This is a genomic window from Acinetobacter genomosp. 33YU (genome assembly GCF_001990725.1).
GTDB lineage: Bacteria > Pseudomonadota > Gammaproteobacteria > Pseudomonadales > Moraxellaceae > Acinetobacter > Acinetobacter seifertii.
Genome location: NZ_LFZQ01000004.1, coordinates 361,170 through 377,850, shown reverse-complemented (window position 1 = coordinate 377,850; position 16,681 = coordinate 361,170). Strand labels below are relative to the sequence as shown.

13 protein-coding genes and 1 tRNA gene are annotated in these 16,681 nt (G+C 41.3%); 13 read left to right on the top strand and 1 reads right to left on the bottom strand.

Annotated features, from left to right (window positions below; all coding sequences use genetic code 11):
• The first annotated feature begins 81 nt into the window (after positions 1-81).
• From AC056_RS04675 to AC056_RS04625, 11 genes are all read left to right on the top strand, one after another.
• Positions 82-157, top strand: a tRNA-Trp gene (locus AC056_RS04675).
• A gap of 75 nt (positions 158-232) precedes the next feature.
• A complete protein-coding gene (secE, locus tag AC056_RS04670; protein ID WP_004699177.1) occupies positions 233-673 on the top strand; it encodes a preprotein translocase subunit SecE in 441 nt (146 codons plus the stop codon).
• A 7-nt stretch (positions 674-680) separates the two neighbouring features.
• The gene (gene nusG, locus AC056_RS04665) at positions 681-1,214 is read left to right on the top strand and encodes a transcription termination/antitermination protein NusG (protein WP_003654499.1); all 534 of its coding nucleotides are present in this window, start codon (positions 681-683) and stop codon (positions 1,212-1,214) included.
• Positions 1,215-1,323: 109 nt separating this feature from the next.
• Positions 1,324-1,752: a 50S ribosomal protein L11 gene (rplK, locus tag AC056_RS04660; protein WP_001074682.1), complete on the top strand. Its 429-nt coding sequence runs from the start codon at positions 1,324-1,326 to the stop codon at positions 1,750-1,752.
• Between the two features lie 3 nt (positions 1,753-1,755).
• The gene (gene rplA, locus AC056_RS04655) at positions 1,756-2,451 is read left to right on the top strand and encodes a 50S ribosomal protein L1 (protein ID WP_004699173.1); all 696 of its coding nucleotides are present in this window, start codon (positions 1,756-1,758) and stop codon (positions 2,449-2,451) included.
• Positions 2,452-2,770: 319 nt separating this feature from the next.
• On the top strand, positions 2,771-3,277 hold the full coding sequence (gene rplJ / locus AC056_RS04650; protein ID WP_001196213.1) for a 50S ribosomal protein L10: 507 nt from the start codon (positions 2,771-2,773) through the stop codon (positions 3,275-3,277).
• 42 nt (positions 3,278-3,319) lie between these two features.
• On the top strand, positions 3,320-3,691 hold the full coding sequence (gene rplL, locus AC056_RS04645; protein WP_001229360.1) for a 50S ribosomal protein L7/L12: 372 nt from the start codon (positions 3,320-3,322) through the stop codon (positions 3,689-3,691).
• A gap of 304 nt (positions 3,692-3,995) precedes the next feature.
• Positions 3,996-8,084, top strand: coding sequence for a DNA-directed RNA polymerase subunit beta (gene rpoB / locus AC056_RS04640; RefSeq protein WP_004699165.1), 4,089 nt, complete (start codon positions 3,996-3,998; stop codon positions 8,082-8,084).
• An 86-nt stretch (positions 8,085-8,170) separates the two neighbouring features.
• Positions 8,171-12,364 (top strand): DNA-directed RNA polymerase subunit beta', encoded by a 4,194-nt coding sequence (gene rpoC, locus AC056_RS04635; protein WP_004699163.1) that lies wholly within the window; start codon positions 8,171-8,173, stop codon positions 12,362-12,364.
• Between the two features lie 178 nt (positions 12,365-12,542).
• Complete coding sequence (locus tag AC056_RS04630; protein ID WP_039255247.1) at positions 12,543-12,908, top strand: hypothetical protein; 366 nt, start codon at positions 12,543-12,545, stop codon at positions 12,906-12,908.
• Between the two features lie 212 nt (positions 12,909-13,120).
• The gene (locus tag AC056_RS04625) at positions 13,121-13,477 is read left to right on the top strand and encodes a hypothetical protein (RefSeq protein ID WP_025469071.1); all 357 of its coding nucleotides are present in this window, start codon (positions 13,121-13,123) and stop codon (positions 13,475-13,477) included.
• Between the two features lie 39 nt (positions 13,478-13,516).
• On the opposite strand, the gene AC056_RS04620 is transcribed toward AC056_RS04625, so the two are convergent.
• Complete coding sequence (locus tag AC056_RS04620; protein WP_077162854.1) at positions 13,517-14,002, bottom strand: DUF4442 domain-containing protein; 486 nt, start codon at positions 14,000-14,002, stop codon at positions 13,517-13,519.
• Positions 14,003-14,119: 117 nt separating this feature from the next.
• On the opposite strand from AC056_RS04620, the gene AC056_RS04615 reads away from it, so the two are divergent.
• Both AC056_RS04615 and AC056_RS04605 read left to right on the top strand, forming a co-directional pair.
• Positions 14,120-15,001, top strand: coding sequence for an alpha/beta fold hydrolase (locus tag AC056_RS04615; protein WP_077162853.1), 882 nt, complete (start codon positions 14,120-14,122; stop codon positions 14,999-15,001).
• A 101-nt stretch (positions 15,002-15,102) separates the two neighbouring features.
• Positions 15,103-16,527: a Na+/H+ antiporter family protein gene (locus tag AC056_RS04605; protein ID WP_039255244.1), complete on the top strand. Its 1,425-nt coding sequence runs from the start codon at positions 15,103-15,105 to the stop codon at positions 16,525-16,527.
• Positions 16,528-16,681: the final 154 nt, after the last annotated feature.

Here is a 16,681-nt window from a genome sequence, read left to right as displayed (position 1 = left end):
GTTGCGAAAGTAACTGCATAAGCATAATATAGTGACGAATTACGTCTCAAGTTGAGGGCTTTGGCTCTCAACTTGCATTATAGGTCAGTAGTTCAATTGGTAGAGCGTCGGTCTCCAAAACCGAATGTTGGGGGTTCGAGTCCCTCCTGACCTGCCATATTTTGAAATAAAAAGCTTGATGCTGGCTTAGTTGTTCATATAATAAGTCGCGAGTTCTACGACGAGTACAAAAATGTCGAATGATAAATCGCGTGACGCATTGAGCGACGCGCCAATTCCTCAAAGAAATAATTCTGCTGAAGTTGTTCGTTCTGGTTCGCCTCTAGATATTGTTCTATGGGTGATTGCAATTGCATTGTTGCTTTCGGCTACTATGGTGAATCAGCACTTGCCAGCGTATTGGGCACCTGCAAATAATGTTTGGGTCCGCGTTGGTGCAATTTTAGCTTGTATCGTTGTGGCTTTAGGTTTATTATACGCCACCCATCAAGGTAAAGGCTTCGTTCGTTTGCTAAAAGATGCACGAGTCGAATTGCGTCGAGTAACTTGGCCAACAAAACAAGAAACAGTCACTACATCGTGGCAGGTTCTATTGGTTGTAGTTGTTGCATCATTGGTTTTATGGTGCTTTGACTATGGTTTGGGTTGGTTAATTAAGTTGATTATCGGGTAAAAGAGCTATGAAACGTTGGTACATTATTCATGCCTACTCTGGCTATGAAAAACAAGTGTTGCGTTCGCTTACAGAACGAATCCAGCGTAGCGCTGTTGCTGATAGCTTTGGTGATGTCCTTGTTCCTACCGAAGAAGTGGTGGAAATGAAGGATGGTAAGAAACGTAAGTCTGAGCGTAAATTCTTTCCTGGCTATGTGTTAGTTGAAATGGAAATGAATGACGATACTTGGCATATTGTTAAAGAATGTCCGAAAGTATTAGGTTTTATCGGTGGTACACCTGAAAAACCTGCGCCAATCACTCAACGTGAAGCAGATGCGATTCTTGCGCGTGTACGTAATACTGGTGAAGCTCCACGTCCTAAGACGATGTTTGAACCAGGTGAAGAATTACTCGTTATTGATGGCCCATTCACTGACTTTAAGGGTGTGGTGGAAGAGGTTCAATACGAAAAGTCACGTTTAACGTTGACGATTAATGTATTTAATCGACCAACTCAGGTTGAACTCGAATTTCGTCAAGTCGAAAAAACGATTTAATCTCAATTGGTTGAAAAGCGCCCGATTTTATCGGGCATTGTTGTTGTAACAGTAGTGTTGCGTAAAGATTGGGGAGCCTAGCGGCGCTTGTACCCAGAGGTATTTTAAAATGGCTAAGAAGATTGACGGCTATATCAAGCTGCAAGTTCCAGCTGGTAAAGCAAATCCATCTCCACCAATTGGTCCTGCATTAGGTCAACGCGGTGTAAACATCATGGCATTCTGTAAAGAATTCAATGCTGCTACACAAAAAGTTGAACCAGGTCTTCCAATTCCTGTAGTGATTACTGTGTACAACGACAAGTCGTTCACATTCATCATGAAAACTCCTCCAGCGTCTATTCTTCTTAAGAAAGCTGCTGGTATCCAAAAGGGTTCATCTGTACCAAACAAAACTAAAGTTGGTAAGTTGACTCGTGCTCAGTTAGAAGAAATTGCGACTACTAAAGAGCCAGATTTAACTGGTGCTGATTTAGACGCACGTGTTCGTACCATTGCTGGTTCTGCACGTTCTATGGGCTTGGAAGTGGAGCTATAAGACATGGCAAAGTTAACTAAACGTCAAAAAGCCATTGCTGCTGCTGTTGAAGCAAACAAAGTTTACACTTTGGAAGAAGCGGTAGAAGTTCTTAACAGCCTACCTGCTGCAAAATTCAAAGAATCTTTGGATGTTGCTGTAAATCTTGGTGTAGACCCACGTAAATCTGATCAGGTTGTTCGTGGTGCAACTACATTACCTGCAGGTACTGGTAAAACTGTACGTGTAGCTGTATTTGCTCAAGGCGCGCAAGCAGAAGCTGCTAAAGAAGCTGGTGCTGATGTTGTAGGTTTTGATGACCTAGCTGAAAGCATCCAAGGTGGAAACCTTGACTTTGATGTTGTAATCGCTGCTCCAGACGCTATGCGTGTTGTTGGTAAGCTCGGTACAATTCTTGGTCCACGTGGTTTAATGCCAAACCCTAAAGTTGGTACTGTAACTCCTGACGTAGCTAATGCTGTTAAAAACGCTAAATCTGGTCAGGCTCGTTACCGTGTAGACAAAGCGGGTATTATCCATGCTGCGATCGGTCAATTAGGCTTCGATGCTGCTGCTATCCGTCAAAACGTTGAAACTTTAGTTGCTGACTTGAAAAAGTTAAAACCTGCAACTTCTAAAGGTGTATACATCAAAAAGATCACTTTGAGCTCAACTATGGGTCCTGGTCTTACTGTTGATGTAAACAACGTTTCTAACTAAGTTTTAACTTGGTTAAGTAAAGAATTTTAAAGTCCTGATGAGGATTAAGCATAAAACAGAAAAGTTATTTCTGCTTTTGCTTCGGTAGAGTAAAGCTTTATCTATTACTTATCAGGCGGACTTTGAATTGATAAATGAGAATTTATCAGCGTCAAAGACCTCAGGCGAAAAGACGTTATTTTCGAATAGCGATTTTCTTAATAAACCAGCCTGCGTAGACGCGGTGGTGTGATTTGTTCCTCCTCCGCGTGTAAGTCGAAAGACTTACGAACTGGGAGTGTGCCCATTGGGTACATAAATCACCTTAGGAGGTTTTACAATGGCTCTTCTTATTGAAGACAAAAAACAGATCGTTGCAGAAGTAAGTGAAGTTGCTTCTAAAGCGTTTGCAGCCGTTGTTGCTGACTATCAAGGTTTAAGCGTAGAGCAATTAACAACACTTCGTGTTGAAGCTCGTAAGTTAGGTGTAACTACACGTATTGTACGTAACACTTTGGCTAAACGCGCATTTCAAGGTACTCAGTTTGATATCTTGAACGACAACCTTGTTGGTCCAACAATTCTAGGTTTTTCAACTTCTGAAGATGACATGGGTGCAGCTGCACGCTTGTTCGAAGAATTTGCTAAAACTAACAAAGCATTTGAATTAAAAGCTGCTGCATTTGACGGCAAAGTTTATCAAGGTGCTGATGTTAGCGTTATTGCTAATCTTCCGAACCAAGAGAAAGCGCTTACTATGCTTGCCTCTGTCCTTCAAGCTCCTATTTCGAAATTGGGTCGCCTCATTACAGCACTCAAAGAGAAAAACGAGTCAGAAGCTGCTTAATCAATTTTACACACCATTCAATATCCATTTGGAGTTATTCTCATGGCTTTAACTAACGAAGAAATCTTAAATGCAGTTGCTGAAAAAACTGTTCTTGAACTTGTTGAATTAATTTCTGCTTTCGAAGAGAAATTCAACGTATCTGCAGCTGCTGTAGCTGTTGCTGCTCCAGCTGGTGGCGCTGCTGCTGCTGCTGAAGAACAATCTGAATTCAACGTTGAGTTGACTTCTTTCGGTGCTAACAAAGTAGCTGTAATTAAAGCAGTTCGTGAAGCAACTGGCCTTGGTCTTAAAGAAGCTAAAGACCTAGTTGAAGGTGCTCCTCAAGTTCTTAAAGAAGGCGTTTCTAAAGAAGAAGGCGAAGAACTTAAGAAGAAACTTGAAGAAGCTGGTGCTACAGTTACACTTAAGTAATTGTAAAAGGAGTCGGTTTTTAAATCGGCTCCATAAAATGGCTGATGGCTCTTGGGTCATCAGCCTTTTTGCGTTACAATAATCGGCTCGATTTTTGTTAGTTTTGTTTATTTTTTAGAAAAAACTAAATAAATCAATTAATTTCAAATGCTTACCAATATTTTTCTTTTTAAAAAATATTGTTAAGTGTTTTAGTACCACTAAAAGTTGCAGCATTTGTAAGCAGTGGTGGCCATATCGGCCTGTGTAATTCCTTCTGAGCCCGTTCTGCAGGCGGGCTTGGTTTACTTTCCGAGGACTCCAGATGGCATACTCATATACCGAAAAGAAACGGATCCGTAAGAATTTTGGTAAGTTGCCCCAAGTAATGGAAGCACCGTACTTACTCTCGATTCAGGTCGATTCGTATAGAACGTTCTTGCAAGGTGGCAAATCTCCAAAAAACCGTGAAGATATCGGTCTCCAGGCCGCATTTCGTTCAGTTTTTCCTATAGAAAGTTATTCTGGCAATGCTGCTTTAGAATTTGTTGAGTATAGCCTTGGTAAGCCTGAGTTTGATGTGCGTGAATGTATTTTACGTGGTTCGACTTATGCGGCACCAATGCGCGTAAAAATTCGTTTGATTATTAAAGATCGCGAAACTAAATCAATTAAAGACGTACGTGAACAAGAAGTCTACATGGGTGAAATGCCACTCATGACTGAAAATGGTACCTTTGTAATCAATGGTACTGAGCGTGTAATCGTATCTCAATTACACCGTTCACCAGGTGTGTTCTTCGACCATGATAAAGGTAAGACTCACTCAAGTGGTAAAGTGTTATATTCAGCACGTATCATTCCTTACCGTGGTTCATGGTTAGACTTCGAGTTCGATGCGAAAGATCTAGTTTACGTACGTATTGACCGTCGTCGTAAATTACTTGCTACTGTTGTGTTACGTGCACTAGGTTATAACAATGAACAAATCTTGAATTTGTTCTACGAAAAAGTACCTGTGTACCTAGACATGGGCAGTTATCAAATTGACCTTGTTCCTGAGCGTTTACGTGGTGAAATGGCTCAATTTGATATTACTGACAATGAAGGTAAAGTCATTGTTGAGCAAGGTAAACGTATTAACGCGCGCCATGTACGTCAAATGGAAGCTTCAGGTTTAACTAAGCTTTCAGTTCCTGATGAATACTTATATGAGCGTATTACTGCTGAAGATATTACTTTACGTGATGGTGAAGTAATTGCTGCAAATACGTTATTAAGCCATGAAGTGATGGTGAAGTTAGCGGAAGGTGGTGTTAAGCAATTTAACATCCTGTTCACAAACGACATCGATCGTGGTTCTTTTGTTGCTGATACATTGCGTGCAGACACAACAGCAGGACGTGAAGAAGCTTTAGTTGAAATTTATAAAGTAATGCGTCCAGGCGAGCCGCCAACAAAAGAAGCTGCTGAAAACTTATTCAACAACTTATTCTTCTCTTCTGAGCGTTATGACTTATCTCCAGTAGGTCGTATGAAGTTCAACCGTCGTTTAGGTCGTCCTTACGAAGTTGGTACTGATCAGAAGTCTCGTGAAGTTGAAGGTATTTTGTCGCACGAAGATATCATCGATGTATTACGTACATTGGTTGAAATCCGAAACGGTAAAGGCGAAGTAGACGATATCGACCATTTAGGTAACCGTCGTGTACGTTCTGTTGGTGAAATGACAGAGAACCAATTCCGTGTTGGTTTAGTTCGTGTTGAGCGTGCTGTTAAAGAACGTTTAAGCCAAGCAGAAACAGATAACTTGTCTCCACAAGACTTGATTAACGCTAAGCCAGTTGCTGCGGCAATCAAAGAATTCTTTGGTTCAAGCCAGTTATCTCAGTTCATGGACCAAAACAACCCATTATCTGAGATTACACATAAGCGTCGTGTATCTGCGCTTGGTCCTGGTGGTTTAACACGTGAGCGCGCTGGCTTTGAAGTACGTGACGTACATCAAACTCACTATGGTCGTGTTTGTCCAATTGAAACTCCTGAAGGTCCAAACATTGGTTTGATCAACTCGCTTTCTGTATATGCAAAAGCGAATGATTTCGGTTTCTTGGAAACACCTTACCGCCGAGTTGTAGATGGCCGTGTAACTGATGCGGTTGAATATTTATCTGCTATTGAAGAAGTAGGCACTGTTATTGCACAGGCCGATTCTGCTGTAGATAAAGATGGCAACTTAACAGAAGACTTCGTTTCTGTTCGTCACCAAGGTGAATTCGTACGTATGCCACCTGAAAAAGTGACGCATATGGACGTTTCTGCACAGCAGGTTGTATCTGTTGCTGCATCACTTATTCCATTCCTTGAACACGATGACGCGAACCGTGCATTGATGGGTTCGAACATGCAACGTCAGGCTGTTCCTACTTTACGTGCTGACAAGCCACTTGTTGGTACTGGTATGGAAGCGAACGTAGCACGTGACTCTGGTGTGTGTGTAATCGCAAACCGTGGTGGTGCAATTGAATTTGTAGATGCTTCTCGTATCGTTATTCGTGTAAACGAAGATGAAATGGTTGCTGGTGAGGCGGGTGTAGATATCTATAACCTCATCAAATATACACGTTCAAACCAAAATACTTGTATTAACCAAAATGTTATCGTGAATTTGGGCGACAAAGTTGCTCGTGGTGACATCTTGGCAGACGGTCCATCTACAGACATGGGTGAACTTGCGCTTGGTCAAAACATGCGTGTAGCGTTCATGACATGGAATGGTTACAACTATGAAGACTCGATCTTGTTATCTGAGCGTGTTCTTCAAGAAGACCGTTTAACTTCTATTCATATTCAAGAATTGTCATGTGTAGCACGTGATACTAAGTTAGGTGCAGAAGAAATTACTGCCGATATTCCTAACGTAGGTGAAGCTGCGCTTTCTAAACTTGATGAATCAGGTATCGTTTATATCGGTGCTGAAGTTACTGCTGGTGACATCTTAGTTGGTAAAGTAACGCCTAAAGGCGAAACTCAGTTAACTCCTGAAGAAAAATTGCTTCGCGCAATCTTTGGTGAAAAAGCTGCTGACGTTAAAGATTCATCTTTACGTGTTCCATCTGGTACTAAAGGTACAGTTATCGATGTTCAAGTCTTCACTCGTGATGGCTTAGAGAAAGATGACCGTGCATTAGCGATTGAAAAAGCACAGCTTGATTCTTACCGTAAAGACTTGAAAGAAGAATATAAAATCTTTGAAGAAGCGGCTCGTGAACGTGTAATTCGTTTACTTAAAGGCCAAGAGTCTAATGGCGGTGGTTCAACTAAACGCGGTGATAAACTTTCTGAAGATTTATTATCTGGTTTAGAGCTTGTTGATTTACTTGAAATCCAACCAACAGATGAAGCAATCGCTGAGCGTTTAACTCAAATTCAAGTATTCTTGAAAGAGAAGAGCGCAGAAATCGATGAAAAATTTGCTGAGAAGAAACGTAAGCTTGCAACAGGTGACGAGTTAACAACTGGTGTATTGAAAGTTGTTAAGGTTTACCTAGCTGTTAAACGTCGTATTCAGCCTGGTGATAAGATGGCTGGTCGTCACGGGAACAAGGGTGTTGTTTCTAACATCTTACCTGTTGAAGACATGCCACACGATGCTAACGGTGTGCCAGTAGATATCGTATTGAACCCACTGGGTGTACCATCTCGTATGAACGTGGGTCAGATTCTTGAGACTCACTTGGGTATGGCGGCTAGAGGGCTTGGTGACAAAATCGAAAAAATGTTGAAAGAACAACGTACAGTTTTAGAGCTACGTGAATTCTTAGACAAGATTTATAACAAAGTCGGTGGCGAGCAAGAAGATCTTGATAGCTTAACGGATGACGAAATCCTAGCACTTTCAGGCAACTTGCGCGCTGGTGTGCCTTTGGCTACTCCGGTATTTGATGGTGCTGAAGAAAGTCAAATTAAAGATTTACTTGAATTAGCTGACATTTCACGTACAGGTCAAACAGTATTGTTTGACGGACGTACAGGTGAACAGTTCGATCGTCCAGTAACTGTTGGTTACATGTACATGCTTAAGTTGAACCATTTGGTTGATGACAAGATGCATGCGCGTTCAACTGGTTCTTACTCACTTGTTACACAACAGCCGCTTGGTGGTAAAGCACAATTCGGTGGTCAGCGTTTCGGTGAGATGGAAGTATGGGCACTTGAAGCATACGGTGCAGCATATACCCTTCAAGAAATGCTTACAGTGAAGTCGGATGACGTTGAAGGACGTACTCGCATCTATAAGAATATTGTAGATGGTAACCATTATATGGATCCGGGTATGCCTGAATCGTTCAACGTATTGACCAAAGAGATCCGTTCTTTAGGTATCAACATTGAACTGAAAAATGGTGACTAAGTCGTAAGACTCACGATTTTTTAGGAAAAAACAATATTTGTGACCCAGTCGGGTAAGCGAGGCTTCCCGACACACGGAGAAAAAAATTGAAAGACTTGCTCGATATCATGCGTAAGAAAACGGATTCAGATGGTCATGCACCAATTGAGTTCGACCGTATCCGTATTGGTCTTGCGTCACCAGAAATGATTAAGTCATGGTCTCATGGTGAAGTTAAAAAGCCTGAGACAATTAACTACCGTACGTTCAAACCAGAACGTGATGGTTTATTCTGTGCCAAAATCTTTGGTCCAGTAAAAGATTACGAATGCTTGTGTGGTAAATACAAGCGTATGAAATATAAAGGCGTCATTTGTGAAAAATGTGGCGTTGAAGTAACTACAGCGAAAGTTCGTCGTGAACGTATGGGTCACATCGAACTTGCTTCACCAGTTGCGCATATCTGGTTCTTAAAATCGTTACCAAGCCGTATCGGTTTATTACTTGATATGACTCTTCGTGATATCGAACGCGTTTTGTATTTTGAATCATACGTTGTTACTGATCCTGGCATGACGCCATTTGAAAAGTATCAGCTTCTTAATGATGAAGAATACTTTACAGCTCTAGAAGAGCACGGTGACGAATTTGTTGCAAAAATGGGTGCGGAAGCTGTTCAAGACTTGTTGAAAGACATCGATCTTGAAGCTGAAATTTCACGTTTACGTGAAGAAATTCCTCAAACAACTTCTGAAACGAAGTTGAAAAAAGCGTCTAAACGCTTGAAATTGATGGAAGCATTCAAAGATTCAAACAACAAGCCTGAATGGATGGTAATGAATGTACTTCCGGTGCTTCCACCAGATTTACGTCCATTAGTTCCACTTGAAGGTGGTCGTTTCGCGACTTCTGACTTGAACGATTTATATCGTCGTGTGATTAACCGTAACAACCGTTTGAAGCGTCTTCTTGACCTTGCAGCACCAGACATTATCGTACGTAACGAAAAACGTATGTTACAAGAGTCTGTAGATGCATTGCTTGATAACGGTCGTCGTGGTCGTGCAATCACTGGTTCTAACAAACGTCCATTAAAATCTTTGGCAGACATGATCAAAGGTAAGCAAGGTCGTTTCCGTCAGAACTTGTTAGGTAAGCGTGTTGACTATTCTGGTCGTTCGGTAATTACTGTAGGTCCTACTTTACGTCTTCACCAATGTGGTCTTCCGAAGAAAATGGCACTTGAATTATTCAAACCATTTATTTTCGCGAAACTACAAGCTTCAGGTCAGGCAACAACCATTAAAGCTGCGAAGAAAATGGTTGAGCGTGAAACTCCAGAAGTTTGGGACGTTCTTGCATCTGTAATTCGTCAACATCCAGTGATGTTGAACCGTGCGCCAACACTTCACCGTTTAGGTCTTCAAGCATTTGAACCTATTCTTATTGAAGGTAAGGCAATCCGTCTTCACCCACTCGTTTGTGCTGCGTTTAACGCCGACTTCGACGGTGACCAAATGGCGGTACACGTTCCATTGACACTTGAAGCACAGTTAGAAGCTCGTGCATTGATGATGTCAACAAACAACATCTTGTCACCAGCAAACGGTGAGCCAATCATTGTTCCTTCTCAGGACGTTGTCTTGGGTCTTTACTACATCACTCGTGATGCAGTAAATGCCAAAGGTGAAGGCATGGTGTTCGCTGATACTCACGAAGTAAACCGTGCACTTGCAACTGGTCAAGTTGCGATTCATGCGCGTGTTAAAGTACGTGTGCATCAAACTGTTATCAATGAAAATGGTGAGCGTGAACACCAAACGATTATCGTTGATACGACACCAGGTCGTTGCTTACTTTGGGAAGTTGTTCCACAAGGTTTAAGCTTTGATATGATCAACCTTGAGATGACTAAAAAGAACATCTCTAAGTTAATCAACTCTTGCTACCGTAAACTTGGTTTGAAAGATACAGTTATCTTTGCTGACCAGTTAATGTACTTGGGCTTCCGTCAAGCGACTCGTTCAGGTGTATCGGTAGGTATGGAAGACATGCTTATTCCACCTACGAAACACACAATTATTGATAAAGCGGAAACAGAAGTTCGTGAAATCGAACAACAGTTCGAACAAGGTTTCGTAACTGCTGGTGAACGTTATAACAAAGTTGTCGATATCTGGGCGCGTACAAACGACCAAGTTGCGAAAGCGATGATGGATAACTTGTCTTACACTGTTGTTAAAAACAAACAAGGTGAAGATGAGAAGCAAAAATCATTTAACAGCATTTACATGATGTCTGACTCTGGTGCCCGTGGTAGTGCGGCGCAGATTCGTCAGCTTGCTGGTATGCGTGGTTTGATGGCAAAACCAGATGGCTCGATTATTGAGACACCGATTAAAGCGAACTTCCGTGAAGGTTTAACAGTACTTCAGTACTTTATTTCTACACACGGTGCGCGTAAAGGTTTGGCCGATACAGCATTAAAAACTGCGAACTCTGGTTACTTGACTCGTCGTCTTGTAGACGTAGCGCAAGATTTAGTAATTACCGAGCCTGACTGTGGTACAGCGGGTGGTTTGGTGATGACTCCATTCATTCAAGGTGGTGATGTCATCGAGCCATTACGTGACCGCGTATTAGGTCGTGTAACTGCTGAAGACGTACGTCGTGCATCTGATGATGAAGTTGTATTACCTCGCGGTACGTTAATTGACGAGAAAATCGCAGCTCAGCTTGAAGAAGCTGGTGTCGATGAAGTTAAAGTACGTTCAGTAATCGCATGTGAATCTACATTCGGTGTATGTGCTCGTTGTTATGGTCGTGACCTTGCACGTGGTCACTTGGTGAACCCAGGTGAATCAGTAGGTGTAATGGCTGCGCAATCAATTGGTGAGCCAGGTACACAGTTAACGATGCGTACCTTCCACGTTGGTGGTGCTGCGAGCCGAACTTCTGCTGCAAACAGTGTTCAAGTACGTAACAAAGGTACTGTACGTTTCCACAACGTGAAAACTGTACAACATGCGAAAGGTCATTTAGTTTCAGTTTCACGTTCAGGTGAAATTGGTATTGCTGATGAGCTAGGTCGTGAGCGCGAACGTTATAAACTTCCTTACGGTGCAAGCATCTTGTTGAAAGATGGTGAAATGGTTGAGGCTGGTGGTATCGTTGCAACTTGGGATCCGCATACACATCCATTAGTAACAGAAGTTGCTGGTAAAGCGCGTTTCAGCCAAATTGCTGATGGTGTAACTGCAACATCGAAAACTGATGATGCAACTGGTATGACAACTGTTGAAATCTTACCTGTAACAGCACGTCCTGCTTCTGGTAAAGATTTACGTCCAGCAATCGTATTAGATATGACTGATGGCACTGAACAGTTCTACTTCTTACCACAAAATACAATTGTAACTGTCCGTGATGGCGAAACAATTGGTGTGGGTGACGTTATCGGTCGTGTACCACAAGAAACATCGCGTACTCGTGATATTACCGGTGGTCTTCCGCGTGTTGCTGACTTGTTCGAAGCGCGTAAACCTAAAGAGCATGCAATCTTGGCAGAAGTGTCTGGTATCGTAAGCTTTGGTAAAGAGACTAAAGGTAAGAACCGTTTAGTGATTACACCAGATGACGGCTCTGAAATTTACGAAGAGTTGATTCCAAAATGGCGTCAAATCAACGTGTTTGAAGGCGAGCATGTGAACCGTGGTGAAACTATTTCTGATGGTCCACAAAACCCGCATGACATCTTACGTTTGAAAGGTGAAGTTGCTTTAACAAACTACATCGTGAACGAAGTTCAAGACGTTTACCGTCTCCAAGGTGTAAAAATCAACGATAAGCACATTGAAGTTATCGTACGTCAAATGTTGCGTAAAGTTGATATCACTGATGGTGGCGATACAAGCTTTATCAAAGGCGAGCAAGTGGATTACATCCGCGTTGTTCAAGAGAACCAAGCTGTATTGGCTCAGAACAAGTTCCCAGCTAAGTTTGAACGTCAATTGATGGGTATTACGAAAGCATCGCTTTCTACTGACTCGTTCATCTCTGCTGCATCGTTCCAGGAAACAACTCGTGTGTTAACTGAAGCTGCTGTAACAGGTAAAGAAGATGATTTACGTGGCTTGAAAGAAAACGTTGTTGTTGGTCGCTTGATTCCAGCTGGTACTGGTCTTGCGTACCACTTAGAGCGTCGTCGTCAAGAAGCAGAAGCTGCAGAACATGAGCTTCATAATGACTTCAGTGAAGTAGACCAAGCATTTAGCCAAGCATTAAACTCAGAACAATTCTAAGTTTAGATTGGCATTAAAAAAGGCACCTCAGGGTGCCTTTTTTATTTAAAGTTATTTAACAATTTTAAGTTGTAATTACATAAGAATATTAAAGAGCAAATATTTTATTACTTAAGCGGGATAAAGACTCCACATAAGCAAATTAGGCTACCTACTTATGAAAACTGGAGTAAATCGAATGAAAAAAATGATGATGATTGTAGGTGTGGGTTTAATGTCGAGCACTTTGTTTGTAGGTTGTCAAAACGCAAGTCCAGAAAGTAAGCGTATTGGTTCTGCTGCGATTGGTGGTGGTGCTGGTGGTGCAGTGGGTAAAAGCTTGGGTGGTAACCTTGGTGCAGGCTTAGGAGCCGCATTAGGTGCAGGTGTAGCTGCAAATGCAAAAGGTTCGAATAGTAAAACTACGCGTAATAGTGCAATTGGCGCAGGTGTAGGGGCGCTTTTAGGTGGAGCAGTCATTGGTGGTGAGGCGGGTGCTGCCGCTGGCGGCGCACTTGGTGGTAGTGCTGGAGCTGCTTATGAGGAAAAAAAAGGGAAGTACTAAGTTACGTTGATCGTATCTAAATTAGAAGCTCTTAGGTTTTTAAGGGCTTCTTTTTTTGCTTAATTTAAGCGCATTAAGATGAACTAATTATCGATTCTATAAGGCTTTTACAAAATATCAATCGTCCACAACAGTGTATTAACACAAACTCATAAAATCCCTCATAAAAGAAGATTATGCTTGGAATAGAGCACAATGGAGTGAGTATGGTCATGAAGAAAACAATTGGTTTAGTGTCTACTTTAGTATTATCTGCGGTTATGTTTACTGGCTGTCAGAATATGAGCCCATCTGATCAGCGTATTGGTGCTGCTGCATTAGGCGGGGCTGTGGGTGGTGGCGTAGGTAACCATGTAGGTGGTGGTCTAGGTGCGGGTGTTGGTGCAGCAGCAGGCGCCGGTGTGGGGGCAAATGCTAAAGGTAGTAATAAAAGTTCGACAACAAGCAGCGCAATTGGTGCCGGTATTGGGTCTGTCGTAGGTAAAGCAATTTTTGGTGGTGATACGGGCGCTGCAATTGGTGGTGCACTCGGCGGTGGTGCTGGTGCAGCCTATGAAGAGAAAAGATAGAATTTATTGAAATAAAATAAGCGCTTTTGAGCGCTTATTTTATTGGTGGAAAGCTTTAGCTTTTTTGCGGCGGATGTAAAGAGTCTTTTGTACTTCAGCAATTCTTACTCCAGATTCATCAAAAATATTGAGATGATATGTTCTAAGAACTGGCGCATAGTTCTCGGCGAGTTCTCGAATCTGCTCAATCTCTGCTAAGTCGACTCGAATGTCAGCGTAAACGGTACTTCGTCCAGGTGATAAAAAGTTAATTTCAGCTGCTTTATCCCAAACAATATATTTTGGTCCTAGATGGTGCATAAGAATAAGCATATAGAACGGGTCTACCATTGAATAAAGACTACCGCCAAAATGTGTTCCCACTAAATTTTGGTTTTTCCAGCTAAGGGGCATTTTTACTCGAACGTGGCAAAGTTCTAAATTCATGATTTCAATATGAATCCCTGCACCACGGTAGGGAGGATAATAATTAAATAAGAATTTAGAGATAGAAGGAATGTTCTGAAGTTTTTTTAAAATAGCCATAATAGTCAATTTTTTTTATTGCAACACTGGTCATACTAGATAAGTATCATCTTTTTTATATTGATGGCAATGCTTTATCCGATTAACGACATGATCAATTGAAAAACAAAATAGGAAATGATTATGCAGCCAAAGATTTATACAGTAACAACAACTGATCAACAAACCCTATGTGCCAAGGCTTGGGGCGATGAGAAAAAGACCCCTTTAGTTTTAGTACATGGTTATCCTGATAATCAGGAAGTATGGGAATCGGTCATTGAATATTTAATTAATGATTTTTATATCGTTACTTATGATGTCCGTGGAGCGGGTTTGTCATCTATTCCTAAACGGATACGCGATTATCGTTTAGAGCGCTTATCTTTAGATTTAAAAGAAGTCGTCGATGAAGTACTGCCAAATCGACAGTTCCATATGGCTGCACATGATTGGGGTTCGATTCAGTCTTGGGAGTCTGCAACTGAACCTAAATTTAAAGGCCGCTTGTTATCTTATACAACCATTTCTGGTCCTTGTTTAGATCACGCTGCGTTGTTCTTAAGAGATAAATTTAAAACGTCTCCTGCAAAGATCTTAAAAATTTTAACAAAATCATGGTATATCGGTGCCTTCCATTTACCATTTGTCGCGCCAACCGTATGGTCTCTTTTTAGCCCAGAAAAGTGGGGTAAAATATTAAAAGACTTAGAGCGAAAAGATAATTTACCGTTAAATAATAATATTTCTGCTGATGGTAAATACGGGATTAATTTATATCGTGCTAATTTTATTCCTCGCTTAACAGCACCCCGTCAGCGTTATGCACAGTGTCCAGTTAAAGCAATTATTTTAAAATACGATACTTTTGTGAGCCCTGAATACATTACGGAAGCGATGCCAAAATGGGTTGAAAACTTTGAGTATGTTGAGCTTGAAGCAAACCATTGGGCTATTTTAAGTCAAGCTGAGAAAGTAGCAGCTCATATTCGTCAGTTTATTCAATCACAAAGCAAATAAGTGACTGTTTAATATACAAAACTGCTAATTTGGCGATATTTTCGGCTTCGTAGATGCGAATCTGATAGAATATCGCCTTTTATTTTGTTCTGAATTTGTTGATGAATGCTGTTGTTGTGGCGATTGCTGTGATGTTTTTACTCTCACTAGCACGCGTTTCTGTCGTATTGACATTAGTGGTTTCTGCCATTGTTGGTGGTCTTGTCTCGGGTTTAAGTCTTTCTCAAACGGTTGATGCTTTTAATGCAGGCCTTGGTGATGGTGCTGAAGTTGCGCTCGCTTATGCCGTATTAGGTGCCTTTGCACTTGCTCTTTCTAAATCGGGTTTACCTGACCTACTTGCCCATAAGCTGATTGGTTTATTAGGAATGGAAGCGGGGAAAAGCCGTGAAACCAAGGTAAAATATTTACTCTTAGGTATTCTACTTATTTCTGCGATTTTCTCTCAAAACCTGATTCCGGTTCATATCGCATTTATTCCTGTACTCGTACCGCCATTATTACGAGTCATGAATCACTTGAAACTAGACCGCCGCGCAGCAGCTTGTATTCTGACTTTGGGCTTGGTAGGTACCTATATTTTTCTACCTGTTGGTTTTGGTGCGATTTTCCTTGAACAAATTTTGATGGGAAATATCAACAAAATCGGTGCTGCTTATGGTTTACATGTAGAACGAGGCATGATGCCAATTGGTATGGCAATTCCAGTTTTAGGTATGGTGTTAGGCACTTTAGTTGCGGTATTTATTAGTTACCGTAAACCAAGAATTTATGCTGATCGAGCTATTACTCCTGTAACCACGATTGATTTAGATAAACCTCTACGTGCAACAGTACAAGATGAAACAGCAGATCTAAAAGCAGATGCAGAAGAACTTAAACATGAAGCAGAACAAGCTCCTGTCATTGCGAAAAAAACAATTTTCATGGCTTTACTGGCGATAGGTCTCACTTTAGTTGCACAGCTTTATTCTGGCTCAATGATTTTAGGTGGCCTAGTCGGCTTCGCAATTTTGTCTACAGCAGGCATTTTTAAATGGCAAGATGCAGATGATGTGTTCGTACAAGGTATGCGAATGATGGCACTAGTCGGCTTTATTATGATCTCTGCTGCGGGTTTTGCATCAGTCATGACGCATACGGGTGATATTAATCAACTGGTAAAAGGTGTGGTTGAAATTATTGGGGACAATCGTGCCCTGGCTGCTTTCTTAATGCTTTGTATTGGTTTGTTTGTCACGATTGGTATTGGTTCATCTTTCTCTAGTGTCCCTGTCTTGGCAGTGATTTACGTTCCTTTATGCGTACAGTTTGGTTTTTCACCATTAGCAACGATTGCACTGATAGGTACAGCTGCGGCTTTAGGTGATGCAGGCTCTCCAGCTTCTGATTCAACGCTAGGGCCTACAGCTGGTTTAGGTGTTGATGGGCAACATGACCATATTTGGGATACTGTTATTCCAACATTTATTCATTTTAATATCCCTCTACTCATTTTTGGCTGGATTGCAGCTATGATTTTATAATTTTTCATAATATATTAAATTTAAAGCCTTCTTAATAATTATCTAAAGGTGATCATTAAGAAGGCTTTTTTTATGGAATAAATAAAACATGTATTCAAAATAAATTATATTAAAATGCTCGGAATTAAAAGTATATTAAAAAGGTTGGTTATAT

Excerpts from the sequence above, each read along its gene's own strand:
- rplA (WP_004699173.1), top strand. The coding sequence starts at position 1,756 with ATGGCAAAGTTAACTAAACGTCAAAAAGCCATTGCTGCTGCTGTTGAA.
- secE (WP_004699177.1), top strand. The coding sequence starts at position 233 with ATGTCGAATGATAAATCGCGTGACGCATTGAGCGACGCGCCAATTCCT.
- rplL (WP_001229360.1), top strand. The coding sequence starts at position 3,320 with ATGGCTTTAACTAACGAAGAAATCTTAAATGCAGTTGCTGAAAAAACT.
- AC056_RS04625 (WP_025469071.1), top strand. The coding sequence starts at position 13,121 with ATGAAGAAAACAATTGGTTTAGTGTCTACTTTAGTATTATCTGCGGTT.
- AC056_RS04620 (WP_077162854.1), bottom strand. The coding sequence starts at position 14,002 with ATGGCTATTTTAAAAAAACTTCAGAACATTCCTTCTATCTCTAAATTC.
- rpoB (WP_004699165.1), top strand. The coding sequence starts at position 3,996 with ATGGCATACTCATATACCGAAAAGAAACGGATCCGTAAGAATTTTGGT.
- rplK (WP_001074682.1), top strand. The coding sequence starts at position 1,324 with ATGGCTAAGAAGATTGACGGCTATATCAAGCTGCAAGTTCCAGCTGGT.
- AC056_RS04605 (WP_039255244.1), top strand. The coding sequence starts at position 15,103 with ATGAATGCTGTTGTTGTGGCGATTGCTGTGATGTTTTTACTCTCACTA.
- rplJ (WP_001196213.1), top strand. The coding sequence starts at position 2,771 with ATGGCTCTTCTTATTGAAGACAAAAAACAGATCGTTGCAGAAGTAAGT.
- nusG (WP_003654499.1), top strand. The coding sequence starts at position 681 with ATGAAACGTTGGTACATTATTCATGCCTACTCTGGCTATGAAAAACAA.
- AC056_RS04630 (WP_039255247.1), top strand. The coding sequence starts at position 12,543 with ATGAAAAAAATGATGATGATTGTAGGTGTGGGTTTAATGTCGAGCACT.
- AC056_RS04615 (WP_077162853.1), top strand. The coding sequence starts at position 14,120 with ATGATTATGCAGCCAAAGATTTATACAGTAACAACAACTGATCAACAA.